Genomic DNA, 25,841 nt, shown 5'->3' with positions numbered 1-25,841 from the left:
TGTGGTTACACAAACGTTTCATACCGTGTCCGTCTCTTAATGGAAGCGGTTCATCGCCGCCAGCATCGCCTCATAGCGCCGCTGTTTTTCGTCGTCTCCAATGCCTTCCATTGCCGGTGCGATCACCTTGTCCCAATACTCGCTGAGTTTTCCCGTCGCCGCAAAAAGGATACTGAGTTCCACGCTTTCGCGCGTCAGCCTGCCCTCGGGGCAGTGCTTCATCAGTTCGTCCAGCGCGCCCGGGATCATAACAAGCTTCCCAAGCGGGGTGTCTTCGTTCACGCCGTAAGGGTTATATCCTTTTACTTCAAAGGACGCTTCCGCGCAGATATTCCGCGCAGAATTCCCCACCAGCACCTTGTAATATCCTGGCTCGATCTGCCATTTTTCCGTACCGTCGTCATAGCTTTGCAGCATATCTGCGGTGACCGTAAATGTGATCTCCTTTTCCTCCCCCGGTTCCAGCCAAACCTTGCGGAAGGCCTTCAATTCCTTGGGCGGTTTCACCAATGTCGGTTTTTCCTGCGCGATATAAAGCTGTACGACCTCTTTTCCCCCGCATCTGCCGGTGTTCTTCACCTTCACGGTGGCGGAAAGGTCGTCGCCCTCCCTATCCACGTTCATACAGTCGCGGTCCAAATGCAGGTGGCCGATCCCGAATTGCGTATAGGAAAGCCCAAAACCAAACGGGAACATGGGCTCGATATTTTTCATGTCGTAATAACGGTAGCCCACAAAAATGCCCTCGCCGTACATCACCTTCGCGCCCCGGCCCGGGAAATTCCCATAGGTCGGGCAGTCTTCATAGCGCTTCGGAAAGGTGAGCGGCAGCTTGCCCGAAGGATTCACCCTGCCGTACAGGATGTCCGCCGCCGCGCGGCCGCCTTCCATACCGGGGATGAACACGCACAGCAGCGCGTCCGTATCGTCAATAAATTCCCTAACGTCCACAGGCCCGCACACGTTCAGTATCACAACCGTTTTCTTTCCGGACCGCTTGGCCTCTTCCAGGGTTTCCTTCAACATCTTTTCATCTTCCGCGTCTATACTCAGCGATGCGCGGTCAAAGCCCTCCTGGCCGATCACGCCCACCGTTACTACAACCGCGTCCGTATCGTCCGTAATCTCGCCGAACCGCACACGCCCGTCCCCCGCGATCGTGCGGCTGCAGTCATAGACATTGCTGGTCCGGTCGGTAATCACGTTCGCGCTGCCGCCGCCCGACTCGATGAATTTTTTGCTTTTCCCTCCAAAGAAACTGATATTTGCGTCCGTGGAAAACGGAAGCGTACCTCCCTCGTTCTTCAGCAGCACGATGCCTTCCTTGGCCGCGTCGTACGCAGCTTGCCGGGAATCCTCAATGTCGATTTTTTCCGTCTTTTTCCCCGTCATTGCCGGAGCTTCCAACATCATGTTAAGAACCCTCTCAAGTGCAGTATCGAGCACTTTTTCCGGCAGCCGTCCGCTTTTGACAGCCTCTACGATGGGTGCTATACTCCTCGGCCCCGGCATATCATAATCGTTTCCGGCCCGCAGGGCCTCTGCTTGGTCGTAAGCGCCGCCCCAGTCCGAAACGACGAAGCCCTCAAAGCCCCATTCGCCGCGGAGCACGTCCGTCAGCAGCCAACGGTTCATCGCGCAGCATTCCCCGTTGATTGCGTTATACGCGCTCATAACCGTCTTGCTTTTTCCCTCCTGGATGCACGCCCTGAAACCCGGGAAATAAATCTCGTACAGCGCGCGCTTCTGTACGGTCTCGTCCACGCCCCTCCTGTCCGTTTCCTGGTTATTGGCGGCAAAATGCTTGGGATTGGCAAGTACTCCCTCCTCCTGGACGCCTTTTACAAGCTCGGGGGCAAGCTGTGCCACCAGGCAGGGGTCCTCGGAGTATCCTTCAAATAATCTTCCGCCGAGGGGATCCCTGTGGATATTGACGTTCGGCGTTCCCAGCAGTACGTCGACGCCATAATAATTCGCTTCTTTTCCCAGCGCTCTGCCCACCCTGCGGATGTTTTCCCCGTCCCAGGTCGCCCCGAGCAAAATCCCGGAGGGAAGCAGCCCGGCATCACGCCTCCGGGAATATACGCCTTCATCTTTTCCTTCATCATGGCGACTTCTTTGCGGGTTTTCTCATCGGCCTGCGCCGCGGCCTGCTCGTCCGCGTCGAGCGCAAGCAGCTCGGGAACAGCCTGCGCTTCCGAATTCATATCAAAAAGTGCGCTGCCGCCTTCCGTCGACATTTTATGGTTTTTGCAAAAGCAATCCAGATACATCTGGAAATAATTTGCGCCCGTGCCTCCGTCCAGGAAATACAGGGACGGTATCCCATACTTTTCCAGCCCGGTGCCGAAAAAAAGAGACCCTCCGGTCAAAGCGCCCGCCTTCTCTTCAAGTGTCATTTGTCCTATGATCTTTTTTACAGAACTACGGTCCTTTAATCTTTCCATGGTGCTTCCTCCTCTTTCTGTTCAAAAAATGCTTTCCGTCCGGTACGATTGTACGTTTTCCTGCGTAATAAACACGAAGCCCGAATCCGTCGTATCCGGTACGTCGTTGCCATTGATATGGTTTACCGCATTTTCTACCGCGAGTTTTCCCATTTTATAAAAGTTCTGTGCCAGCGACCCCCATGCTTCTCCCGCTTCAATGGCGTCCAACATCGGTTCCATGGCGTCCGTCCCGAGCACCGTGACCTTGCCCAGCATGTCCTTTTCCTTCAGAACTTCCACAACGCCGGGCGCGCCTGCTCCTTCCATAGACCAGAAAAAATCCACTTCAGGATGTTTCTCCAATATTTCATATGTCCTTTGGATCGCCTTCAAAGAGTCCGTGTCGTCCGTTTCCCGGACCACTACCTTCACATCCGGATATTTCTCCTCCAGAACTTTCAAAAACGCCTCATATTCCTGGATCTGGTTAATCACGTCATAATCCGTGCACAGGACGGCGACGTTTGCCTGCCCGCCGGATTTTTGCCCGATCAATTCTGCCGCCTCCTGTCCGAAGCGCTCCACATCGGTGCCTACGTAGGAGTCGCGCAGCTCTGGCGCGGAATCTCCGCAGACCGTTACGACGGGTATCCCGGCGTCCGCTGTCTTTTTCATCACATCCACAAACAGTTCCGGCTCGATGGGATATACGATGATCGCGTCATAGTCCTGCTCGATCGCTTCTTCCATCACCCCGACCATATTGTCCGCGTCCGTAATGTCCGGCCCGCGCCACGTAATGGTCGCTCCCAGCTCTCTTCCCGCGTCTTCCGCTCCTGCCTTCGCTTCCAGCCAGATCGGATGCTTCGCAAGCGGCGTGATGAACATGATCTTCATGTCCGTTCCCGCTTCCGTCACCGATTCCTCCTCAAACACGATGGCTCCCTCTGTTGTGCGGCATGCACACAAAGCCAACAGGCATACAATTACCATTCCCATTGCCACAGCGCGCTTGAGGCGCCCTGCGGCCGTTCCATATTGCTTTTTCATTTTGTGGTCACTCTTCATTCCGGAATTGTGCAAGGCTCGCTTGCTGTTCTCATCATACTGAAAAAAGGAGGTGCTGTATACTCAAAATTCTTTGGAACAAGGTGCATTATTTTACGATTCTTTCTTTCTTTTGCCGAATCGTAAAAAAAAGGGATACCTTCCGTTTGTGGTGTCATGTTATGATAGGGTTAGGTTTATAAGCAACTTCTCATTCACTTTTATGTTTTATACAGGGAGCTTTTGATAAATGGACCGTTTTTTGAGCAAGCTATCGTTTTGGTATTTCAGTATTCCCTTCCGCCGGAAAACCGTCTGTTTTTTCCTGCTGCTCGTGACCATCGTAACGCTGATTGCCGAAGGCTTCGGTTACGTTTTTTACCGCGATATCCTTACCAAAGAGATCAGCCAGCAGCTTTATGGCACGCTTTCTAAGATCGACGATAATATTTCCCAAAGCATGAACGCCGTGGAACAGACCTCGGAGGCGCTCTATGAAAACACTGTCATCAACAGCTATCTGAACGCGGATTTTTCCGATGTGGAACAATCCAAGGCTGCTTCCTCTGTTCCCAACGAACTGCTCAATGTTCTGATGGATTCCAACGGCGACCTTTCGTCCATCTATATTTCACGCGCGCAGGCGGTAAGCCTCCATCAGGGCAAACTGTTCGATTACGCATGGGACTCCATCAGGCTAAGCTCCATCTTCCAGCTGGCGGAGGCACAAAAAGGCGATCCAGTATGGATTTATGACTATTACACAACTTCCCATCTGCTCACGGAAAACAACCGTATCCTGTGCAACGCCAGGATTTCCTATCATGAAAACGGCGAGCCAAAGGCCCTGATGCTGGTCAATCTCAAAGAGTCTGCCCTGACGGACGCCCTTACCGTTGAAAGCAACGAGTCCGGTTCCTCTTACCTGATTATGGATAATGAAGGGACGGCAATTGCCCATTCTCAAAATTCCTTTTTGGATATCTACACCGCCCATCTGCCATTTGTAGACCATATCCTTGCGCAGCAAAATTCTTTTTCCTTCACCATCAACGGCGTCGATTACCTGGTCAACTGGTCTCCGTCGCAGAATTACGACTGGTACCTTGTCAGCTTCACGCCCTTCGATTATATCGACAACAATTTAGCGAACCTTTTCTATATCATCCTGATGACGTTCCTGCTCGCTATGGTGATCGGTACGTTCCTGAGCTTTTTCTTCTCGCGCGGCCTCACCTCCACGATCACAAGGCTTTCGGCAATGCTGCCGCGGGTGGAAAAGGGCGACTTCTCGGTACGCGCGCCTGTGCGGGGCACGGACGAAATCAACCAGCTCTCCCTGCAATTCAATAATACGCTGAAAAAATTGCAGGACACGATCGACGAGCTTTCCGCCGAGCAGGTCGCCAAGCAAATGATCGAAATCAATGCGCTGCAGGAACAGATCAACCCGCATTTCCTCTATAATACGCTGGAATCAATCAACAGCCTCGCAATCCTGCGCGGATACAAGGATATCAGCCAGCTTGTTCTGGCCCTTTCCCATATGCTCCGTCTGAGCGTTAACAAGGGAAACGCCTTTTTAACGCTGGAACAGGAGATCGACCGCGTACAGAATTATCTTTACATCCAGAACATCCGGCACGACGGTAAATTCCGCCTCATTTGCCGGATCGCCTCTGGAACTGAAAAACAGCCCGTAATCAAGCTCCTTTTGCAGCCCCTGGTTGAAAACTCGATCATCCACGGCTTTGAATATAAGGAAGCGGATTGCGTCATCGCTATCCGTTCCTTCCACCGGGGGAACACGCTCGTGATCGAGGTCATCGACAACGGGTGCGGCATCAGCGAAGAGACCCTGCAAAAAATCGAAGCAACGTTGCTGCCCGAAACCAAGCCGGGGAACGATATTTACGGGATCTACAATATCCACCAAAGGATCCGGCTTCATTACGGCGCACAGTATGGGATTTCCTTTACTTCATTTGCCGGACATTACACAAAAGTGACGATCATTCTGCCGTATGACAATCACAAGGACGGAGGACCCAATGTATAAAGTTTTAATTGTCGACGACGAAAGTCTAATTCGTAAAAACATTGAATTCTCGATCGATTACGAACACCTGCCGCTCACCGTATGCGGCCTCGCAAAAAATGGACTCGAGGCCTCGGAGCTGGTAATCAGCCAGGACCCCGATATCATCATTACGGATATCAAAATGCCGGTGATGGACGGAATTGCCCTCATCCACGAACTGAAGGAAAACAACATCGAAAAAAAGGTCATTGTAATCAGCGGCTATGACGATTACGAATACCTTCGTCCGGCGCTTACCTACGGCTCTGTCGATTACATCTGCAAGCCCCTGGACCCGCAGGAACTGAACCGCGCCCTGCTTACCGCGGTCGGCGAACTGAACCGGGAACGCGAAGCACAGCGGCGCGAAGAATCGATGACCGCACAAATAGAACAAAACCGTGCCTATCTTTTGGAGCACTTTTTCACCGAGATTGCACAGGACCGTCTCCGGTCCCAGGAAGAAATCCGCCAGACGCTGGACCTGTTCCACATCCGTTCGCTCGCCTCCGGTTATATGTGCTTCGCGATCGGATGCGATTCCGCTTCCGATATGTCCGCGCTGGACTTCAATTGCTTTGTTCTGTCCCTGCGTGAGCTGTTTTCAAATGAATATACAGGCTATGACGTTTTCTTCGCCCAGAACGACGCGGACCTGTTATGCGGCGTAATCGCTTCAGAGCACCCTTTGAGGGAGGTGGAGCTGGGCGACGCAGTCGCGGAACGGTCGGAACGCATCCTGCAATTCCTCACCGATTCCAACCACATTTCAGTCACTATGGGGCTTTCCGGCGTACACAGCAGCGAGGCCGATCTCCCCGAAGCTTTCCGCGAAGCCGCCACTACGCTGCACGACCGTTTTTACCAGTCTGCGTCGCCGGTACGTTGTTATACGGAAGTTTTTTCCAGCCACACCTCCACGCAGCTTTCTCTGCTCGACATCGAAAAGAAAATCCTCCAGAGTATCTCTTCCTCCGATTATACCCTTGCATCCGCCAACACCGGATTATTCTTCGACCTCCTTTTTTCCTCCGGACAGTTCCAGCGGCATACCCAGCATCTTGCGCTGCGCGGACTGATCCTGCACCTGGAGGAATTCATTTACGAGTCCGGCATTTCGGGAAAACGGATTCTCGGCCTGCTGGACGATGTCAGGCAGAAATCCGCGTCCCCGGAGCATATGTTCGTTACCAAGCAGAACCTTGACGACCTGATCCTCGAGATCATCCGCAGTATCTCCGCCAACCGCAATGAAAAATACAAAGATATTATCCAGCGCGTGCTCCGTTACCTGCAGGAAAATTACGCCTCGGATATCGGACTCAACGACGCGGCCGAGCAGGTCCAGCTGACGCCGAGCTACCTGAGCTCCCTTTTTAAGCAGTATTACGGAAAAAGCTTTTTGCAGTGCCTGACGAACCTGCGTATCGAAGAGGCAAAGCGCCTGCTCAAGGACCCGGAGCAAAAGATCGCGGACATCGCTGTTAAATGCGGCTTTTCAAATTCAAAATATTTCGATAAAATCTTTAAAAAACAAAGCGGCTATACTCCAACAGAGTTCCGGCTGAAAAAACCGGAATAAAAAAAGCGCCGCGGCGCTTTTTTTATTGAATGTTTACCGTACTTCCAGAGTGGTCTCGAGCGCATGCGCATCCGCGGAGGAATTCCCCACGATGATGCGGTAGCTGATCGGGTCCACAGCCCACTCGCCTTTCGCATCGTCATAATACGCCAGATTCCTCACAGCAAGCGGAATGCTCACCGTTTTCGTCTGCCCCGGCTCAAGCGATACGCGTTCAAATCCCCGCAGGTCCTTCAGATGGCGCTCTGCCGACGGATTACAGTAGCCCGTATACAACTGTACGATTTCCGTTCCCGCCCGTTTCCCCGTATTCGTCACGTCGACCAGCACTTTCACGGTATCCGCTTCCCCGGCGGCCTTCGCGCTCACACGCAGGTTCTTCAGTTCAAATTCCGTATACGAAAGCCCGAAGCCAAACGGATACCGCATATCGTAGCCTTCCTTATCCGCGAGAAAATAACCGTGGTAATAATCGTACTGCGCTTTTACCGCGTTCACTTCAAAGAACGGAAGCTGGCTCTCATCCCTTGGAATGGAGACGGGCAACTTCCCGCTTGGCGATACATCCCCCAAGAGGACATCCGCAAGCGCGTTTCCGCCCTCCATGCCCGGATACCAGAGCATCACGATGCCTTGTACGTCCTCACACCACGGGTCCATGATGATCGAGCTTCCGCCCATCACGCAAACTGTAACGGCCCGGTTGTTCTGCGCACAAGCCTCGATCAGGCGCAGGTCGTCTTCATGCAGACGCAGGTTGCTCCGGTCGCCGCCCACGATACCGTCGGCGCCGCCGCTGAAGGTTTCCATGTACTCGCCCTCGTCCGCGCACGTAAGTCCTGCGATAATAACGACGGCATCCGCATCTTTTGCTTTCCCGGCCGTCCTTTTAAGATCGGCGCCGTCGTCATAGAAGATGGCAGCTTCCCCGGCCCGGCGGTATATCCCTTCGAGGGGTGTTACGGCATAAGGCGGGCGCACCGCACTTGAGCCTTTCCCGTCTCCGATATTGACTTTCTCCGCAAGCTTCCCTGCGATAAGTATTTTCTGCCCTTTTTTGTCTTCCAGCGGCAGGACAGCGTCGTTTTTAAGCAGCACGAAGGACTCCTGTGCCGCACGGCGGGCAAGGTCTATGTGTTCTCTGCATACGACCTTGCCCGGTTCGGGCTTCGTGCCGGCGTTCACCTGTGCAAAACGAATTTTCTGCCGCAGGAGACGCAGGACGGCGTCGTCAATCACGTCTTCTCTCACGCTTCCGTTCCTGACCGCGTCGACCAGCTTGGTCCCCCAATGAATCGTCGAAGGCATCTCGATATCCATGCCTCCATTCACAGAGTCCTCCGTGTTCCGTACGCAGAAAACAAAATCCGAAAGGATAAATCCATCAAAGCCCCATTCTTCCTTCAATATTTTCCGTTGCAAGTAGGCGCTGTGCCCGCAGGGCTCGCCCCTGAAATAATTGTAGGCGCTCATCACGGATGCGGCTCCCGCTTTTACGCAGCGTTCAAAATGAGGCAAATAGATTTCTCGCAGGGAACGTTCATCCATATCCACGTCCACTTCAAACCGCGTATTTTCGATACTGTTCGCCGCAAAATGCTTGATACAAGCCATTACGTGGTTCTGTACGCCGTTCATCAGCGCTTCCCCCATAGCCCCCAGCAGATGGGGATCTTCTCCAAACGATTCCTGCGCCCGGCCCCACGCGGGATGCCGCACCAAATTGATACATACGCCCCCGTAGTAATTTCCGCCTTGGGCCCTGATCTCTGTTCCGATCGCATTCCCGATCTTATATTCGAGCTCCCGGTCAAATGAGGCCGCGCGGCCGACCGGAACCGGAAACGCCGTGGAGTGATACATAACCACTCCGGTTGGCCCATCCGAAAACTTGACTGCGGGCAGACCGAGCTCCGGGTCTTCCCCGCCGTAATAAGGAGTTTTATTGTATTCGCGCGTTATGCTGAGGGCAATAGAATCCAGCGACTCATCGCCGCTCATTTGATTGACCTTTTGCTCCAATGTCATGCCTGCCAGCACTTTTTTCGCCAGATCGTCAACCTGCTCTTCCGAGAGGCCGTGCAGCCCTTCAAATCTTCCCCATTCGCTGTCGATATGACGCGGCGGATGCTCGGCCTTTTCCTGCTTTACCCGAGCCTTAAGCGCTTTCATCTGTTCGTCCCCGAGTCCAAGCGCCTCTTCGTAGCTGGTGAGATATGTTTTTTTCATATATGCCATTTTCACTATCCCCTTTTTTATAATGATCGGTCCCCATGCTTCTCATTATACGAAGATCAGCGCGGTTTCCTATCCCAAATCCTTTTGATCGCGGTATACATTTTTTAGATTGCTGCGGCCGTCCGCAATGCGCTGCAAAACCCAAAGCAGGTGGCAACAAGCAAACCGGTGTAAAAAGCACGCGCTTGCAAGTGCTTGGGCAATGCGGGCGTTACTTTTTCGGAAAAGAAACGACGAACGCGCAGTAAGATTTTTCAAGAAAAAGAAAAAATCGGAACAAAGCAAGCTTTGTTCCGATTTGGTGTGCCCGGGAGGATACATCGCACCGCGCTTCCCGCACGCTCTGTTGAACTCTTCGGTTCGAATCCTCTCCCATTAAAAAAACGCCTCCACACTTCGTATGGAAACGTTTTTTGGTGTAGCCTCTTTCAATAAATCCGAACCCTCTATATCCCGAAGGGAAATGGTCTTTGCACCTTCCGTATAATTTAATGTGATGACGACCTTATCGTCATATAAATAAATCGCGTTGACGAAGCTGTCTATCAGCCTCTGTCTCTGCTCCCGTTTCGTGATATCGCTGTCCCGGAAACGATAGATGAAAAAGGATATCTGCTCCCTCGTCAATAAAGGATGCCGTATCTTCTCCTGCAGGATACTCGTTTGCAGTTTGCTTTTCGTTTCCTCCAGTTCCCGCAGCCTTTCCTTTGTCGATTCTGTCAAAAGTCCCTGCTGGATCGCGTCCAGCAAATTTCGTATCCCATTTTCCGTTTCCGCAAGCTGCCGTTCCAGCAAAGGAAGCTCCCTGCTCTCCTTGGATTGCAGATTCAACAGCGCGTCGATCAGCCGTTCCAGTTCGTCGTCATGCATCAATTCCTGCATAATGCGGCTGACTACAAAGTTCTCGATCCAGTCCTTTTGCACAGCTTTTTTATCACAGGTCTTTCTTTGCTTGGTATTCGTGCATTTGTAGTAGCGATAGATCTTCGCCGTATGGCTCGTACCGCTTTCCCCCACCATAAAGGCTCCGCACTTTCCGCAATACAGCTTTGTCGTCAGCAGATAATCGTCCTCCGCCTTGTGTCTTGCCGGAGCCTTCTTGTTCTGCTTCATCCGCTCCTGCGCACGTTCAAACAATTCTTCTGAAATGATCACAGGCATCCCGCCCGGCGTTACGATATCCCCATAGCGGTATTCGCCAAGATACCGCCTGTTTTTCAGCATGTGGGAAATGATATTCAAAGAAATCGGTCCGCCTCTTGAAGAACGGATCCCCTTAGCGTTCAGCCCGTCCGCGATCTCTTTCATTGTTGCACCTTCCGCATATTGGTTGAAAACTTCCTGCACAATGGGGGCAGCAACTGGATCGATCTGAAAATGCCGTTCGCTGTCGACCACATATCCCATCGGTATACTGCACCCGTTAGATTTGCATTTCAGCGCATTTTCTTTCATGCCGCGCCTGACCTTTTCGGAAAGCTCTGCCGAAAAGAATTCTGCATATCCCTCTAAAACCGATTCCAACAGGATACCTGTCGAGTCCTCTGCGATACTCTCCCGTGCTGAAACGACTTTCACGCCGTTTTTCCGCAGGATCATCTTATAATGGGCGGAGTCGTAGCGGTTGCGCGCGAAGCGGTCGAGCCGCCATACGATCGCCACATCAAACAGCCCCTTTGTGCTGTCCTTTATCATTCGCTGGAAATCCGGCCGGTTATCCGTTTTAGCCGAAAGTGCCCGGTCAATATATGTTCCAAGAATATTGATATCCTGTTTTTCTGCAAACTCCATACATTCGCGAATCTGTCCTTCAATGGATTCCTCGCGCTGGTTGTCCGAGGAATACCGCGCATAGATCACTCCGTTCATTGCTTCGATTCCTCCGGATTCGATTTCGCCAATTCGCCCATATCCTTTACCAGATTTCGGAAAGTTTCCTCGCCGTCCAAATAAACGTCATTGTAATAAATCGGCTTGCCGAATAAAATTTTTACCGCTCGTTTTATTCGTTCCCACACGGTATTATAATTGTGATCATATCTGGAATCCTGAATCGAAATATTATAACCGATGTCTCCTTCTTCCCACACCGTCTTCTCGATCACAAACGTACAGCATTTGCAATCGCAGGGCAAAGTGATCCTTTTGCTGATTGAGTTCATGATTTTCCTCCCGCTTTTGTCCTTTAGAAATCATCTGGCTGTGCAATCGCCTTTCAACCCATATAGCCAATGCCAATGCGGAAATAATCGAGATACTGTTTGAATGTATCCTGCGCCGCAAGACAGGTATCGGTCAAATATCCCTCTGTATGATGCCATTCGGCCAATCCCCGATAGTAAAACATTTTTAATTTATCATCGATGATAAAGGGAACGATATTATGCTTCAAACACTCTTTGAACAGGATAAGCCGCCCCACACGCCCGTTTCCGTCCTGAAACGGATGGATCAATTCAAAGCGTACATGGAAGTTTATTATATCATGCAGCGTCGGCGATTCGATTGCCCTATATTTTTTGAGCAGGGAATTCATCTCTGTTTCTACATCTTCCGGCAGCGTCGTTGCTTTTCCTCCGACTTCATTCGGCAGCCGTTTATATTTCCCAACTGCAAACCAGCTTTTCCGCGAGTCGCTCGTTCCATTCTTTAAGGTCTGATGAAGTTCTTTAATCCATCTTTCGCTGAGCATTTTTCCCGCGTCTTCAATCACCATATCGATACAGCGGAAATGATTGACCGTCTCGATAATATCGTCTACATTCATCCCATCCTCTGCGACGCCAATAGTGTTCGTTTCAAAAATATACCGCGTCTGGTCGTGGGTGAGTCTGCTGCCTTCCATATGGTTTGAATTATATGTCAGGTCGATCTGTATCTTATGATAGATACCCCCTCTCATACCGGAATCTTTTTCCGCACGCAAAATATCCAGAAGTACCTGCATCGTTTCTTTTTTCTTGTTGGCGCGTTTGGGTTTCACGGCGTTTTCCGGGATATTCCACGTCTTTCCTTTTCGGAACGCCCCCGGTATTCTTCCGTTCGCACAATAATTCCGCACGCTTCTCTCAGATATATCCCATTTTTTAGCTGTTTCCGCAACCGATAAGAATTTCATAGCAGTACCTCATTCACTGCTTTTATTATACCACGGATTCGGCAATATATTGATAATTTTTTTATTTTTTATGTTTTTAGCCGATATTCTTTAAGTTATGAAAATATTCAAGTATATTTTTATTTTGCAAATAATATCTGTTACTTTTATGAAAAGATAATATAAAATTCCCGTATAGATTTTATTATACTGCCTATTCTAAAAAGTTACAAGTGGGTAGTGGATTTAGCATATATATTGTACAAAAAACTATAGAGAGATTAACTATTAAAGCATGGCTGGTTGTATCTTGTTGTTTTTATTGACATCTATTCCCGTAAGGTGACTGGATGGATCATGGACACCATGGTTCGGGATACGTTGGTTTTACCAGTGCTTACCCAAGCAATCTGCCGAAAACATCCGCCAGAGGGATTGATTATTCATACAGATAGAGGTTGCCAATTTACAGTACGCAGATTTCAGTCTATGTGTATTCGCTGCGGCTTCCGGCAAAGCATGAGCCGAAAAGGTAACCCTTATGACAATGCTATTATGGAATCTTTCTACCGCATCCTAAAAAGAGGGCTTGTTCAGGATGTCAAGTATGACAATCCCGAACAAGCCCGCATGGATATCTTCAAATACATTGAACTTTACTACCATACATTCCCATACATTCTGCTTTAGGTTAGCTCAGTCCGGCGTAATTTGAAGCTATAAAGATTTAACCGCTTTTAACTTTGTGTCTGTTTTTTGGGCATGAACAAATTTCCCTTCAAAATATTGTCTGCTTTTTGTGGCGCTTCAAATTTGATGCCCTATCTAACTTTTATTCTCCAAAAAATTGATCTAATTCCGATGCCAGAAGCTCTGGGCATTCCTCTGCCATCTGGTGGCCATAGTCGAGGACAACACTGGTGACATCTTCTGCAACCAGTTTCATTTCACGTTCCACTTCTTCGAAAATGAATTCTCTGCCTCCCAGTGCCAACACCGGCATTTTTAGCTTTTCTTTGGCCGCTTCGAGATTCCACTCCGCATCTTGGAATGTAGCTCTGTAAATTTCGCACATACTCCGGATGCTGTCTGGCTTTGAATAGCATCGGATATATTCATCCATCGCATCATCTGGAATATTACAGTCCAGCGCCTCATTCTTTAAGAACTGATCAAAATAGATCCGTTCGCGTCCCGTAATCAGCGCCTCTGGAAATGCCGGCACATTATAAAAATTGATGTGCCACAGCCAACGGTTACCTTCCACATTTTCCGGCGTCAGATGAGACCATTCTTCCAGTCCGAAACCGGGCAGGAGCATCTCGATATAGGCAAATTTCATTACGCGGTCAGGATACTTTTTTGCGATGCAGTATCCGCACGCCGCGCCCCAATCTTCTCCCGTCAGATAAAACTTATCGATCCCGAGCTGGTCGGCCAGCGATACGATGTCGTCCGCCATCGTCATCATGTCATACCCGTCTTTCGGACGGTTTGAATCCCCAAGGCCGCGGAGATCCGGGCATACGACCGTGTATTTCTCCGTTAGGATAGGTATGAGTTTCCGCCAGTAATAAGAGGTTTTGGGAACGCCGTGAAGCAGGATCAGCGCCGGTCCCTGCCCTGCCGTGTAATAATGCAGGCGAACTCCGTTGCAGGTCTTGCGGGAATGAGTTACCTTGTTGCCCTGAAAGTCCAAAATATCTTGTTTCATGTTTTCTTCTCCTTTTTATTTTATTAAAATTAATTGCAGTCAAACTTTTTTGCGTTTTTCTCCAAAGGCGATCGCCAAAATGATGATCGCGCCCGTCACCATATATTGCTGTGCGATATTAAGTCCCATAATCACGATTCCGTTATTAATCACGCCGATCAAAAGCGACGCGACTACCGTTCCTATGATCGAGCCCTTTCCGCCGGACAGCGCGGCGCCGCCGAGGATCGCCGCGGCGATTGCGTTTAGCTCAATGCCGCCCTCCCCGATCGTGCTGCGTGCCGTTTGCATCAGGCCTGCAGACAGCATACCGGAAATGGCGGCCACGATCCCAATAACCAGCATGACCATAAATTTAACCTTTTTTGTGGAAATGCCGGAGAACTCCGCCGCCACTCTATTAGCCCCGGTCGCGAGCACCTCGCGCCCGTAAGACGTTTTCTTGAGCACGACGTGCCCAATCAGCAGCGCTGCCGCCGTCCAGATCACCAGCACCGGCACGGGGCCGATGCTCGCCTGTCCGAAAATATTGTTGAACGCTGCATCGCCAATGATGACCGGCTTGGTATTGGTAAGCCACATATCTGCCCCTCGAACCACCATTTGCATACCAACTGTTACGATAAACGATGGTATGCCAAGACCGGCAACGAGCGCCCCGTTGGCCGCGCCCACAAGCGCTCCTCCCGCGAGACCCGCTAAAATGCCAATGAACGCGTTCCCGGTCGCTTGGATCGCAAGGGCCGCAAAGATTGCGCCAAACGCCGCCGTCGCTCCGACCGAGAGGTCGAATTCGCCTGCCGCAATGGTAAACGTCATTGCGACCGCGATCAGCGTTGTCATCGTAGTCGTCCTGACTATGCTCAACAGGTTGCTTGGTTTTAGGAAACCAGAATCACCGATTGAAAACAGAAAGAACAGGAAAACGCCGATGAAAACAAAGTATACGATGTAATTTCTCCATTCAAAGCTTCTTCTGCTAGAGACCTTGGATTGCATGATGAAGCACCTCCTCCGATTCAATTTCTCGCCCGGACAGTTCTTTATTGACCGTCCGGTTGTACAGGACCAGGATCCGGTCGCATGCCGCCACCAGCTCACTCAATTCCGACGAGATCATCAGTACCGCAACACCCTCGTCGGCAAGCTGCCTTATGATACGCAGGATTTCGGCTTTGGCCGCGACGTCGACGCCAATGGTCGGCTCGTCGAGAATCAAAACCCTGGGGCCGCGCGCAAGCCATTTGCCCAGGACAATTTTCTGCTGGTTGCCGCCGGAAAGCAGCATGGCCATCTGCTTGATGCTATCCGCCTTGATCGACAGCTTCTCAATATATTCCCGGGAAATATCCGCCCCTTTTTTATCGTCGATCAAAAAACCTTTTCTCATCTGCCGGACGCTTGGAAGCATAAAATTGCTTTTGATGCTGTGCTGCAGAATCAGCCCTTCCTGCCTGCGGTCTTCGGGAACGAGTGCGATTCCTTTATTCATCGCGTCTTTTTTGCTTTTGATGGGTTCACCCCGCATGGCAACGTCTCCCGTCCAATTTCTTCTGATGCCGAAGATGGATTCGACAAGCTCCGTCCTTCCGCTCCCCATCAATCCGGCAAGTCCCAGTATTTCTCCCGGGTATAGGTCAAACGAGACGTCCGCGAGCTTATTGCCATACGCAAAATCCCTTACGCGCAGCACGGGATCGCCGGACTGTTCAAAATTCCTTTCCACACGCTCAAAGGAGGTTTTGGCCGCTGCATCGAGCATCTTATCGATGATTTCTTCCATTGTAGTATCTCTGCTTTCGACCGTTGCAACGTTGACGCCGTCGCGCAGGATCGTCACCCTGTCGCAAATTTCAAAAACCTCAGCCATCCTGTGTGAAATATATATGATGGAGATCCCCTTTTCCTTGAGCTGGCGGATCACCTTAAACAGCGCCTTCGTTTCCGTCTTCGACAAAGAAGACGTAGGTTCGTCCATAACCAATATTTTTGCATCCTGAGACAGCGCCTTTGCGATTTCGACCATCTGCCAATAGCCGACGTCCAGCGACTCGACCGCAACCCGGGGATCGATATTGTCAATTTCCAGCCATTTCAGCAGTTCCTCAGCTTTCTTCATGTTTTTTCTATCATCGATCAATCCGCCCTTTTTCCACTCGCGCGTAATGTAAATATTTTCCGCGACGCTCATGGCGGGCAGCAGGCTGAACTCCTGGTAGATCATCGCGATGCCCTTTTTGTGCGCATCCTCCACACTGTGCAGGTCGGCCTCCTGCCCATCGATCCGTATTTGCCCCGCGTCCTTTGTATACACGCCGTTCAATATCTTCATCAGCGTAGATTTTCCGGCGCCGTTGCCTCCGAGCAGGGCGTGGACTTCACCCTTTTTCAGGGAAAAATTCATTTTTTTCAGGACAGGAACGCCGTTGAATTGTTTTTCGATATTGTGCATTTCCAAAACGTTTTCATTCATCTTTGCCACCCTGTAAAATGGGCTGTAAGGCGGAACCGGAAAGGTCCTGTTCCGCCTTGTCCCATTCGGATTTTTTACATATTTTCAGTTTACTGCTTCAGCGCTTCGGCAGCCTCCGCAAACAAGGGTTCGCCGCATACCGCTTCATAAGTATCCGCAAGATTGTCGCGCGTAACGATGGTCGGTACGACTTCGATAAATACCGGTACGTCCGCGCCGATCAGGGCAAGCACGCCCGCCGTCGCTTCGGCGACTCCCTGCTGGTAAGGATCCTGCGTGCTGATCCCCTTTACATATCCGCCCTGCGCCAGGTCCAGCACGACCTCGTCGCTCATGAGGTCCGTACCGATTGCCAGATCCTCCGATGAAAGCCCTGCCGCGCGTGCCGCTGAGATAATGCCGATTGCCGGCTCGTCCCACTCCGTATAGATCGCGTTGATCTCCGGATGCGCCGTGAGCAGCGCAGCCGCGGACGCTTCCGTATCCAGCGCGTCCTCGAACGGCGCGATGGCCACGATGTTGACGTCCGGATATTTTGCCGCCATCCTCGTTACAAACCCTTCATACCGGTCATTTGTGGCGGTAAACTGCGGCGCGTAGTATAATATCCCGACATTTTTTTCCGCTTTGCCTTCCAGCGACTGCGCAACGATGTCGGCATGCCGCATACCATTCAGAAGATTGTCGCACGTAACCGTAGTAACGTAGTCCGTGCCCGCTTCAAGTCCGTCTACCGCCTGATCCATAAACACGATTTTGATTCCGGCGTCCACTGCCTTTTTGCACACATCCGTGAGGGTAGCTTCATTCGTCGGATGGATAAAGAGAAGATCCGGTTCCATCGCGATCGCCGCTTCAATATTGGAGATCTGCGTCACGTCGTCCGAATTCGCATCCGTCGTTGCAATCACCTCGATCCCATAGGATTCGAGCGTGTCGGTAATGCCCGCAACCTGCTGGTTCGGCCAGAAGCTGCCCGTCCACCGCATGCACAGCGCCGCCGTCATTCCGTCGAGGGCTTCGATCTGATTTTTCTGATCCTCTGTCACGGCCGCAGCGAAATCGCTTCCCAGAACCGCTTCCTCTCCATTCGGCCCAAAATTGAGAACCGATCCGTCAAGCGCCGATTCCGCCATTTTAAGCGTATTTTCACTGGGCTCCTCATACCAGAAGGGCTGCTGCCATCCATACTCCGCCGCCATTGCATTCAGGCGCTCCGTTACGCCGCCCTCGGCGGGCGCCGCTTGGCTTCCTTCGGCGGTCGGCTCTGTCGCTTCCTGCGTTGCCTGCCCCACAGACGTATCCGCGGAGCTTTCAGGAGCCGTCGTTTCGGCGCAGGCTGTAAAAGCAGCCGCAGCCATCGCAATCACTACAATGATCGCCACTAATTTTTTCATTTCTTTCCTCCTTGTTTTCTCTTGATATTGGATGTTTCCAAAACCTGTTTCGCTCAAACCTTTTCCCATGCGCGGCTCGCGCCCGACCTCAGGACGGCGTCGCTGATCCTCTCGATCTGGTAGCCGTCTTCAAAATTAGGCGAGGCCTGTTTGTTTTCCGCAATCGCCTTGATGAAATCGTAGCACTCGACGATCTTGGTCTCCGTATATCCGATTCCCAGCGCCGGGATCGGCCACAGGCCTTCTCCATAAGGGTGGGCCGGGCCGGTGTAAATCGTACGGAAGCCCCGGCGGTCTCCCCCGTCGCTTGCAAAGCAGACCTGCAGTTCATCCCTGCGTTCGTAATTGAAATAGATGGAGCCTTCCGTCCCGTGGATCTCAAGCGTAATGAAGTTATTGCGGCCCCACGCATTCCTCGTCGCCTCTATCGTGCCGAACGCGCCGCTTTTGAAATTAATCATAAAGCAGCACTGGTCGTCCACGTCAACCTTTCCTTTCGGCCCGCTGCCGCCTTTCACATTCCCAAGGCTGTCCGCGGAACCGGTTTGCAGCGGCCGTTCGTTTATATACGTTGCGACACGCGCGTTTACCTCGTCGAAGTCTCCGATGAGGAACCGCGCCATATCGACCACATGCGTCCCGATATCTCCAAGCGCGCCCGAGCCACAAACCTTTTTCTGGAACCTCCAGGAAAGTGGGGAATCCGGATCGGCCGACCAATCCTGCAAATAGGTCCCGCGGAAATCCAGGATCGTCCCGATCGCCCCTTCGTCAATTAATTTTTTTGCAAGCTGTACTGCGGGCGTCCGCCTGTAATTGAACGCAAGCATATTGATTACGCCGGCTTTCCTAACGGCGTCGCGCATCTTTTCGGCTTCCTCGAGCGTTCTTGAGATCGGCTTTTCGCACAGGATATGCTTCCCGGCTTCTGCCGCCGCCACAGCGATTTCGTAGTGCGCGTCGTTTGGCGTACAGATATCAACGATATCGATCTCGGGATCGTCCACAATGTCGCGCCAATTCGCCGTCCCCTGCCGGAATCCCAGCCGTTGCGCCGCGTCCTTCGCGCATTCCTCCGTCAAATCGGCAATGGTCTTTTTGACCGCCATCCCCGGCGCCGGCCAAAAAAACATCGGCATCCCGTCGTATGCAATGGAATGTGCTTTTGCCATAAATCCCGCGCCGATCAAACCTACCTGATAAGTCTTCATTTGTTTCTCCTTTCAATTTTTGTTTCTTAAAATCCCTGTTTCTTCAAATAATGTGACGTGATCCGCGCCCCCTCTGCCGGATCGCCCGTCCAGCCGTCGCATTCAATCGCGATCTCGATCTTGTGCGGCGCTTTTTTGAGCGCCTCCACGATTGCGTCTATATCGAGTATCCCGATGCCAAGGGGGCAAAACATACCGTCGTCCATAATGTCCTTCAGGTGGATGTAATCGATCCGGTCAAGATATTTTTTTACGACCTTAAGCGGATCCCCGCCGCCCTTTTTTACATGGGCAAGGTCGGGGCACAGCCGGATACGCGTATGCGGCATGACCTTGTCCAGCTGGACCGGGGATTCTACCAGCGACCCCATATGAGGGTGAAAGCTCGCCCGCATTTCCAGCTTGTCCGCAAGGTCGCAGACCCGGTCAAGCGCTTCGCCCAATTTTACGTAATCCGATTCCCTGATCCCGTCGAACCGGATCGCGCCGCCCCCAAGGGCGATCTCCGTTGCCCCAAGGTTTTTCGCAAACTGCGCGGCGCGGCGGACACGGTCCAGCTCTTCCGGCAATATCTCGTCGTAAATGAAATTGCAGGCAATGTATACGCCCTTTAGCGTAAGACCGTACTTTTCCAGCATTTTTTCCAGGATCCCGCTGCGTCCCTCGAACTCCAGCAACTCTCCGTCAAATATCTCCACCGATTCAAATCCCGCTTCCGCGATATCCGCCAGCGCCTGTTCGAGTTTGCCGCCGCACCTGTAATATGCGGCGTTTACGCAATTTGGCGCGGCCCAATGCGCCAAGACCGGCCCCCATGCATTTGTCGAGTAAGTGATTTTCATAAGCTTTCTCCTTTTCTTTTTTTCGATTGCGCTAAAAAAGCGTAAATTAACAGAGCCACGGAAAATCCTGCTTTTTCCGTTTCCACACGGGTACATCGTTTGTTGTTTTATCTTTGTGCTTTTCCCTTGTTTACGTATACTATAGCACAGCAAGAAAAGGAAGAAAGAAAATTTGTCCGTTTTAACTTTTTTTCAAAGAAAATGCTGTTTTTATGCCTTTTTTACGTAAATTCAACGGTTTTTATGCGGTTTCAGAAATTCAGGCGCAGGTTTTCTGATGATTTCGCGCCAATAACGCGTCAACTCGCGCGGGTATACCACCACCGGCTGCACGCCCACAAATTTATATCCTTTTTTCCCCAGAAGCGCCTGGATCGTAACCATTGCCGCTGCTTCGCCCTGCTCGTAAGGACGCTGCGCGCTTATGCCCCGCACCATTTCCCCGCGGGCCATATAAGATGCGATTTCCAAATCCAAATCCACCGTGGAAATGGCGACGTCCGTCCTTCCAAGCGTACGCAGGGCGCGTATCGCCTCCATTGCCGGGCGTTCCCACGACACATAAAGCCCGGAAATCTCCGGGTGTTCCCGCATCATTTGCATACAGGTATCATATACGTTTTGAATTTGGTAAAAATTTTTGCGCGATACGATCTGCAAATTGGTATAATTTTCCGTCAGAACCTGCTCGGCTGCATTATCCCGTTGGCGCGTCATGTGGAACGGCAGCCCATGATTTAACAAGCCCAGCTTGACATCCGTTCTTTCCCTGAAATATTCCCCCAATATATTTCCTGCATTTTGTCCGTTTTCCCGCTCGTTCACTGAAACGCAGCTATAATAGTCATTCTTGTCAATCCCCTGAGGTATATTTCCAATAAGAATCATTTTTGTCAGGCGGGAGAGCTCCTTGAATTTGCCCGCCGTAATGTTTTCATCTACCGGAACGCCGATAATCGCATCCGGCTTCTGCATACGAAGCGCCTCAAGCTGCGTTACCTGCAGCTGCGCATTAAAATTTGCGTCCATCACCGCAATGACCTGTACGTTATAGCGCGCAAGCGTATCGCGGATCCCCGTTTCCTGAAGCCGGGACCATTCTGTATCCGTGCAGTGGAACGCGATGGCAACCTTGAATTGTTCCTTTTTTAAATATTCCTCTTCCGCCGTATCGACCAGTATGTTTTCAGGCGGAACGGCAATTTCCCCAAACGGCCCCCGATTGATGACGCGCGTGGATTTGCGGACCGTAAAACCGACGGGCATGCGAACCACTGTCTGTGCAGCAGAATTTCCTTTCAATAATCCCATCATCATCTCCACCGCACGCTTTGCGGTGCTAGCGGTATCCTGCCTGAGAATCGTAAGCGACGGATTAAAAATACTGCTCCATTCATCATCGCCAAAGCCGACAATGGAAATATCGTCCGGGCACTTCAAGCCGTAATCGTCCGCATTTTTCAGGAGTTTTAGGGTCAAAGTGTTTCCCGCCGCGATAAATGCAGAAGGGAGCGTATTGAAACGCGCTTTTTCAAAAATGTTTTCCTCTTCCTGGCAGTAAAGATCCACTCTGCAAACCAATCCTTTGTCGAATGGGACTTTATATTCCTCTAACGCGCGCCTATATCCCGCAAGACGCTCCTGGCAGTGAATCAAGTCGCAGTCTTCGAGCAGGATACCAATCAATTTATGCCCGCTGCGAATCAAGTGGCGGGTCCCCCTGAACATCGCTTCTTCGTTTTCAGACAGTATGGCTGGAATTTCGCCGTCTTTCGTCTTGCGCTCCACGCACATAAAAGGAATACCGGAACGCTTCACCTTTGTGTATATCCGCGACGCATTTACCGTAGGCGACAAAAAGATGCCGGCAATATTTTTATCCGCAAGCAGATTCATCAGGATATGCTTTTCATACTCTTCATTATCGTGGGAAACATAGGTCGAAAGGATATATCCCTCTTTTGCAAGAAGCTCTGTCATTGTGTTTGCAAGCTGTGCATATACGGTACTGTTTGTGGTGGGCAGCACAAATGCCATTCTGGATTGCCTTCCAAATTTGAATTGATTTCTTCGTATTTTATTGATATATCCTGTTTCATAAATGGCCCTTTCTACTTTTTGCGTCAGCTCTGGGCTGACATAACGGGTCTTGTTGATAACATGGGATACCGTGGCAATCGATACTCCCGTCATTTTTGCAATCTCTTTTATTGTAATATTCAAAATCTATCTCCCAATCAATTTTCTTATGGTATTCAGATTGCTTTCTGTTATTCAGACTGCCGCAATACAAACTGTTTTTGGTATATATCATAATCTTTTTAGCCTAATAAAATCAATCAGTTGAAAATATTTTGCCATAATTTACGTAAAGCTGCTCAATTTACGTAAATTATATTAAATATATTAAAAATAGAAAAAGTCATATTTATATTTTGGGCAGACTTATTATTGATTCAATTAAACTATGCAAAATCAAAAGTTATTAAAATATTATATATCTCTATTTATTCCTATATAACAAAACAATACGATCAATTGCGAAAATATATGAAATACTATTTGTTTATATCAGCGGCTAATCCGCTTAGGGTCATAGGGACGATAGTCCCTAACAAGCTGCAAAAGTATATACTTTTGCGATGCTTGCAAAGGACACGCGCCTCTCTTTTTTGTTGTTTTTTGCAGCTGAACAAGGCTCAAAGCTATTTTTGCTTCTTTTGCAGCTCACGCACAGCCCGTATGTTTCGTTCCGTCCGTATTTTGGGAAAGGTATGCCGCCATTCGTCATAGTCCTCGCGGGAAATCTTATCCTCCGCAAACGCCTGCCGCTCTTTGCACCATGAACGCACATCCTCATAAAGGGAATTTTCAATCGGGAACTTCAGCACAATCTCTCCGCTGCGGTCAATCGGCTCCAGTCCATAGGTATCCTCCAAATAAAATAAGGCGTGCATCACCCCGATGTAAGTGTCAAGGTCCGGATCAGACAGGGCGAACCGGCTCACCCCGAGCGCACCCGCCAAAGCCTCCAACCGCTTGACCGACGGGATACGGTTCCCCAGCTCATAGTTGCGTACCGCGGGCTCGCTCATCCCTGCCCGCAGCCCCAGCTCCTTCTGGGAAAGCCCCCGTTCCAGTCTGTATTTCCGTATCTTTTCCCCTGTCGTCATTACTTTTTTCTCCTTTTTGTTGTTACTATCTGTGACCAGTATATCATAAACAGTTCACTTCTGAAATATTTTTATTGACAGTTCATATTTGTACTGATAGAATCATATCGTGAGCAGTTCATATGCGAACTGCTGCTTGCGTCTATCTCGGATATACAGCCCCGCAGGGCCCTCGGAGAGCCCGCATGACAGCTTTCGGAGCGGAGCACGAAAGTGTCATAGTGGGTCAAATACTTTTCCAAAGTATTCTCCCGGCGCTCCCTGCGGCACGCAGCGAAAGGAAGGTGAAGTTCATGCCCAAACCAGACCGTACCGTCGTGCGCAACAAGCCTTACACGAAAAAAGCAATCGGTATCCGTGAGCGGCACAACGAGCGGAAGAACGAATCGTACAGCAACCCGGACGTCATACCGGAGCGGAGCGGAAACAATGTATATTTCAAAAAGTGCGAAGGGACCTATGCGCAGGCCTTTGACAGGCTGGTACAGGACAAGGTCGTCAGCACACGTGGACTCAGGCAGGACGCCAACGTATTCGACGAGATGGTATTCGACGTCAACACCGCGTACTTTGAGCGGCACGGCGGCTATGCGTATGCCGTAAGGTTCTACCGGGAGGCATACAAGCTCGCCGCAGAGATCGCGGGCGGCGAGCAGTACATTATCTCGGCGGTCATGCACGCGGACGAGCGGAACCGCAGCCTGTCCGCCGAATACGGATATGACGTATATCATTACCACCTGCACGTCGTGTATATCCCTGTAGTGGAAAAGGAGATCCGGTGGACAAAGCGGTGCAGAGACAAAGCCCTTATAGGCAAGGTCAAGGAGGTGGTTCATCAGGTCAGCCATTCCAAGAAATGGGGATCGAGGAAAATGACGGACGAACGCGGAAACACGATACGGGACGGGAAGGGGAAGCCCCGTCTGGTACATCCGTACAGCCTGTTGCAGGACAGATTCTACGAACACATGAGGGACGCGGGATATACGGATTTTGAACGCGGGGTGCGCGGGAGCACCGCGGAGCACTTATCCGTACTGGATTACAGGTTGCGGCAGGAGCAGGAGAAAGTAAGAGAAATGGAGCGGAAAGCGCGGATGCGGCAGCAGGAACTGGACAGGATCGAACAGGTACTGGAGCCCAAACGGGAGGTATATAAGACCTTTTATGAATTGGAACATACCGGAAAGAAGAAGATCTTCGGAAAGGTGGAACTGACCGGGGAGGAATTTGAGGGGATGCTCACGCTGGCCAAGGAGGGGATCGTGTCTCGCTCTACAATCCCGGAATTGAAGCGGGAGCTGGCGGAGAAGGAATGGAAGCTGCGGGATCTGCGAGGAGACTTTGACCGGCTATGGGAGAGTACGCGGGATTTCTTTCGGGCGGTGAAGATTGCGCCCAAAAGAGTAAAGGAATTATTGGAAGACATTTTTGCCAAAGACCGTGCGGAACGGGAGCGGGAGCGGCAGATGCGCAGGGAAAGCCGCAGCCGCAATAACGCCCCAATACGGTAAGTACCTTGAAAACTGAATAGAGTCTGACAACTGAATACGGAGGGATACATGGTAAGGAAGGCAAAGGAGGAGAAAATACCACAGTACGAGATCGACACACTGGCTCGCTGCCTGCTCCCGGAGATACAAAGATTCTTTGAGAGCGAGGAAGGTCAGAAAGAGTTTCGGGAGTGGAAGCGGAAACAAAAATTAAAGAAAAAGAAAATCGGGTAATATGAATTGGCGGCCGGTATTCATATAGATACCGTCCGCCTTATCATTGGATACTCTGACTTAGGTTAAAGTTTCCTTAGCACTTCGAAATCTCCAAATTGGTCATTATTCATTCCCGATATTATTTGTGTATATGTACTAAACTCGGCTGATAAACTATACAGTTTTACCTCATCGCCATATATCAACGCCACTTTTATCATATCAATATCCAGATGGATATCCAATCTGCTTTTGGGTAATGTTGCTACAGCAATCTGGAATTTCTCCATCATATCTAATCCTCTCACCTATATTATAAGTATATCATATCGTTCTTGCAATCTACGTATTATAGGGGATTATTCTCTGATTATCTCATTAAGGATAACTTCCTCCGCCTGCGCTTTAATCGCATTCATCGTTCCAACCCACGCCATTTGATCGTGCGCTTTCAATTCTTCGTCGATGCCTTGCTCTTTTGCAATCTGGCAGGTATATTCCCATATCCGATCCAGCACTTCCTTATTCAATTCACATAGATAATCTTCCAGACTACCCGAAAAGAGAAGCTCTGTGTATAAATCTTTCCGGTGCTCCTTGATGAATACAAGCCGCATCCGTCCGTACCTGCCGATTTTTGATTCATTGATTTTGATTCTGCTCATTTTTTACGCCTCCGTTTGATTGGTTTTTTATCTTCAGAAGGCGCTAAGAAAACAATAAATCCGAACCCTTCTCCGATTGGGATCAGGTTCGGATTATCTTGGTTTGGTGTGCCCGGGAGGATTCGAACCTCTGGCCTCAGGAGTCGGAGTCCTGCGCTCTATCCAGCTGAGCTACGAGCAC

21 protein-coding genes and 1 tRNA gene are annotated in these 25,841 nt (G+C 50.6%); 5 read left to right on the top strand and 17 right to left on the bottom strand.

Annotation, left to right across the window (positions count from 1 at the left end):
- Window positions 1-36: 36 nt before the first annotated feature.
- Both B1H56_RS01235 and B1H56_RS01230 read right to left on the bottom strand, forming a co-directional pair.
- Window positions 37-2,040, bottom strand: coding sequence for a glycoside hydrolase family 3 C-terminal domain-containing protein (locus B1H56_RS01235; RefSeq protein ID WP_121418953.1), 2,004 nt, complete (start codon window positions 2,038-2,040; stop codon window positions 37-39).
- Window positions 2,041-2,468: 428 nt separating this feature from the next.
- The gene (locus B1H56_RS01230; RefSeq protein WP_066520137.1) at window positions 2,469-3,479 is read right to left on the bottom strand and encodes a sugar ABC transporter substrate-binding protein; all 1,011 of its coding nucleotides are present in this window, start codon (window positions 3,477-3,479) and stop codon (window positions 2,469-2,471) included.
- Window positions 3,480-3,726: 247 nt separating this feature from the next.
- Between B1H56_RS01230 and B1H56_RS01225 the strand changes: the two genes are divergently transcribed.
- Both B1H56_RS01225 and B1H56_RS01220 read left to right on the top strand, forming a co-directional pair.
- Window positions 3,727-5,535: a cache domain-containing sensor histidine kinase gene (locus B1H56_RS01225; protein WP_121418951.1), complete on the top strand. Its 1,809-nt coding sequence runs from the start codon at window positions 3,727-3,729 to the stop codon at window positions 5,533-5,535.
- A complete protein-coding gene (locus B1H56_RS01220) occupies window positions 5,528-7,138 on the top strand; it encodes a response regulator transcription factor (protein WP_066520134.1) in 1,611 nt (536 codons plus the stop codon). The genes B1H56_RS01225 and B1H56_RS01220 overlap by 8 nt, the downstream gene beginning before the upstream one ends.
- A gap of 33 nt (window positions 7,139-7,171) precedes the next feature.
- Here B1H56_RS01220 and B1H56_RS01215 read toward each other — a convergent pair whose 3' ends face one another.
- The 4 genes from B1H56_RS01215 to B1H56_RS01200 form a co-directional block, all read right to left on the bottom strand.
- Window positions 7,172-9,367: a beta-glucosidase family protein gene (locus B1H56_RS01215; RefSeq protein ID WP_121419025.1), complete on the bottom strand. Its 2,196-nt coding sequence runs from the start codon at window positions 9,365-9,367 to the stop codon at window positions 7,172-7,174.
- 384 nt (window positions 9,368-9,751) lie between these two features.
- Window positions 9,752-11,245, bottom strand: coding sequence for a recombinase family protein (locus B1H56_RS01210; protein WP_066520128.1), 1,494 nt, complete (start codon window positions 11,243-11,245; stop codon window positions 9,752-9,754).
- Complete coding sequence (locus B1H56_RS01205) at window positions 11,242-11,538, bottom strand: hypothetical protein (protein ID WP_066520125.1); 297 nt, start codon at window positions 11,536-11,538, stop codon at window positions 11,242-11,244. Before B1H56_RS01205 ends, B1H56_RS01210 begins: the two co-directional genes overlap by 4 nt.
- 53 nt (window positions 11,539-11,591) lie before the next feature.
- Window positions 11,592-12,494 carry a Fic family protein gene (locus B1H56_RS01200; protein WP_066520122.1) on the bottom strand — a complete coding sequence of 301 codons (903 nt, stop codon included), beginning with the start codon at window positions 12,492-12,494 and terminating at the stop codon, window positions 11,592-11,594.
- 282 nt (window positions 12,495-12,776) lie between these two features.
- On the opposite strand from B1H56_RS01200, the gene B1H56_RS01195 reads away from it, so the two are divergent.
- Window positions 12,777-13,163: a DDE-type integrase/transposase/recombinase gene (locus B1H56_RS01195; protein WP_082771046.1), complete on the top strand. Its 387-nt coding sequence runs from the start codon at window positions 12,777-12,779 to the stop codon at window positions 13,161-13,163.
- A gap of 142 nt (window positions 13,164-13,305) precedes the next feature.
- On the opposite strand, the gene B1H56_RS01190 is transcribed toward B1H56_RS01195, so the two are convergent.
- The 8 genes from B1H56_RS01190 to B1H56_RS01155 form a co-directional block, all read right to left on the bottom strand.
- Window positions 13,306-14,187 (bottom strand): alpha/beta fold hydrolase, encoded by an 882-nt coding sequence (locus B1H56_RS01190; protein WP_066520119.1) that lies wholly within the window; start codon window positions 14,185-14,187, stop codon window positions 13,306-13,308.
- 39 nt (window positions 14,188-14,226) lie between these two features.
- Entirely contained in the window at window positions 14,227-15,186 is a 960-nt protein-coding gene (locus tag B1H56_RS01185; RefSeq protein ID WP_066520117.1) for an ABC transporter permease, read from the bottom strand.
- Window positions 15,167-16,660 (bottom strand): sugar ABC transporter ATP-binding protein, encoded by a 1,494-nt coding sequence (locus B1H56_RS01180; RefSeq protein WP_066520113.1) that lies wholly within the window; start codon window positions 16,658-16,660, stop codon window positions 15,167-15,169. The genes B1H56_RS01185 and B1H56_RS01180 overlap by 20 nt, the downstream gene beginning before the upstream one ends.
- 89 nt (window positions 16,661-16,749) lie before the next feature.
- On the bottom strand, window positions 16,750-18,057 hold the full coding sequence (locus tag B1H56_RS01175) for a substrate-binding domain-containing protein (protein ID WP_066520112.1): 1,308 nt from the start codon (window positions 18,055-18,057) through the stop codon (window positions 16,750-16,752).
- A gap of 53 nt (window positions 18,058-18,110) precedes the next feature.
- The gene (locus B1H56_RS01170) at window positions 18,111-19,268 is read right to left on the bottom strand and encodes a levoglucosan dehydrogenase (protein WP_066520111.1); all 1,158 of its coding nucleotides are present in this window, start codon (window positions 19,266-19,268) and stop codon (window positions 18,111-18,113) included.
- Between the two features lie 26 nt (window positions 19,269-19,294).
- The gene (locus B1H56_RS01165; RefSeq protein WP_066520109.1) at window positions 19,295-20,110 is read right to left on the bottom strand and encodes a sugar phosphate isomerase/epimerase family protein; all 816 of its coding nucleotides are present in this window, start codon (window positions 20,108-20,110) and stop codon (window positions 19,295-19,297) included.
- A gap of 231 nt (window positions 20,111-20,341) precedes the next feature.
- Window positions 20,342-22,333: a LacI family DNA-binding transcriptional regulator gene (locus B1H56_RS01160; protein ID WP_066739708.1), complete on the bottom strand. Its 1,992-nt coding sequence runs from the start codon at window positions 22,331-22,333 to the stop codon at window positions 20,342-20,344.
- 482 nt (window positions 22,334-22,815) lie between these two features.
- Entirely contained in the window at window positions 22,816-23,283 is a 468-nt protein-coding gene (locus B1H56_RS01155; RefSeq protein WP_066520107.1) for a helix-turn-helix domain-containing protein, read from the bottom strand.
- A gap of 293 nt (window positions 23,284-23,576) precedes the next feature.
- On the opposite strand from B1H56_RS01155, the gene B1H56_RS01150 reads away from it, so the two are divergent.
- Together B1H56_RS01150 and B1H56_RS14455 are read left to right on the top strand one after the other, a co-directional pair.
- On the top strand, window positions 23,577-24,800 hold the full coding sequence (locus B1H56_RS01150) for a plasmid recombination protein (RefSeq protein WP_066520639.1): 1,224 nt from the start codon (window positions 23,577-23,579) through the stop codon (window positions 24,798-24,800).
- Window positions 24,801-24,848: 48 nt separating this feature from the next.
- On the top strand, window positions 24,849-25,013 hold the full coding sequence (locus tag B1H56_RS14455; protein ID WP_162938948.1) for a hypothetical protein: 165 nt from the start codon (window positions 24,849-24,851) through the stop codon (window positions 25,011-25,013).
- Between the two features lie 65 nt (window positions 25,014-25,078).
- Here the strand turns inward: B1H56_RS14455 and B1H56_RS01145 are convergent, their stop codons facing one another.
- From B1H56_RS01145 to B1H56_RS01135, 3 genes are all read right to left on the bottom strand, one after another.
- Complete coding sequence (locus B1H56_RS01145; protein WP_066520104.1) at window positions 25,079-25,288, bottom strand: hypothetical protein; 210 nt, start codon at window positions 25,286-25,288, stop codon at window positions 25,079-25,081.
- A 66-nt stretch (window positions 25,289-25,354) separates the two neighbouring features.
- Window positions 25,355-25,660 (bottom strand): TnpV protein, encoded by a 306-nt coding sequence (locus tag B1H56_RS01140; RefSeq protein ID WP_066520103.1) that lies wholly within the window; start codon window positions 25,658-25,660, stop codon window positions 25,355-25,357.
- A 104-nt stretch (window positions 25,661-25,764) separates the two neighbouring features.
- A tRNA-Arg gene (locus tag B1H56_RS01135) sits at window positions 25,765-25,841 on the bottom strand.

Origin of the sequence: Christensenella minuta (assembly GCF_003628755.1) — a bacterium.
Lineage (GTDB): Bacteria > Bacillota > Clostridia > Christensenellales > Christensenellaceae > Christensenella > Christensenella minuta.
Note: the sequence above shows the minus strand (reverse complement) of the source record. Positions and strands in the feature narration are given on the sequence as shown.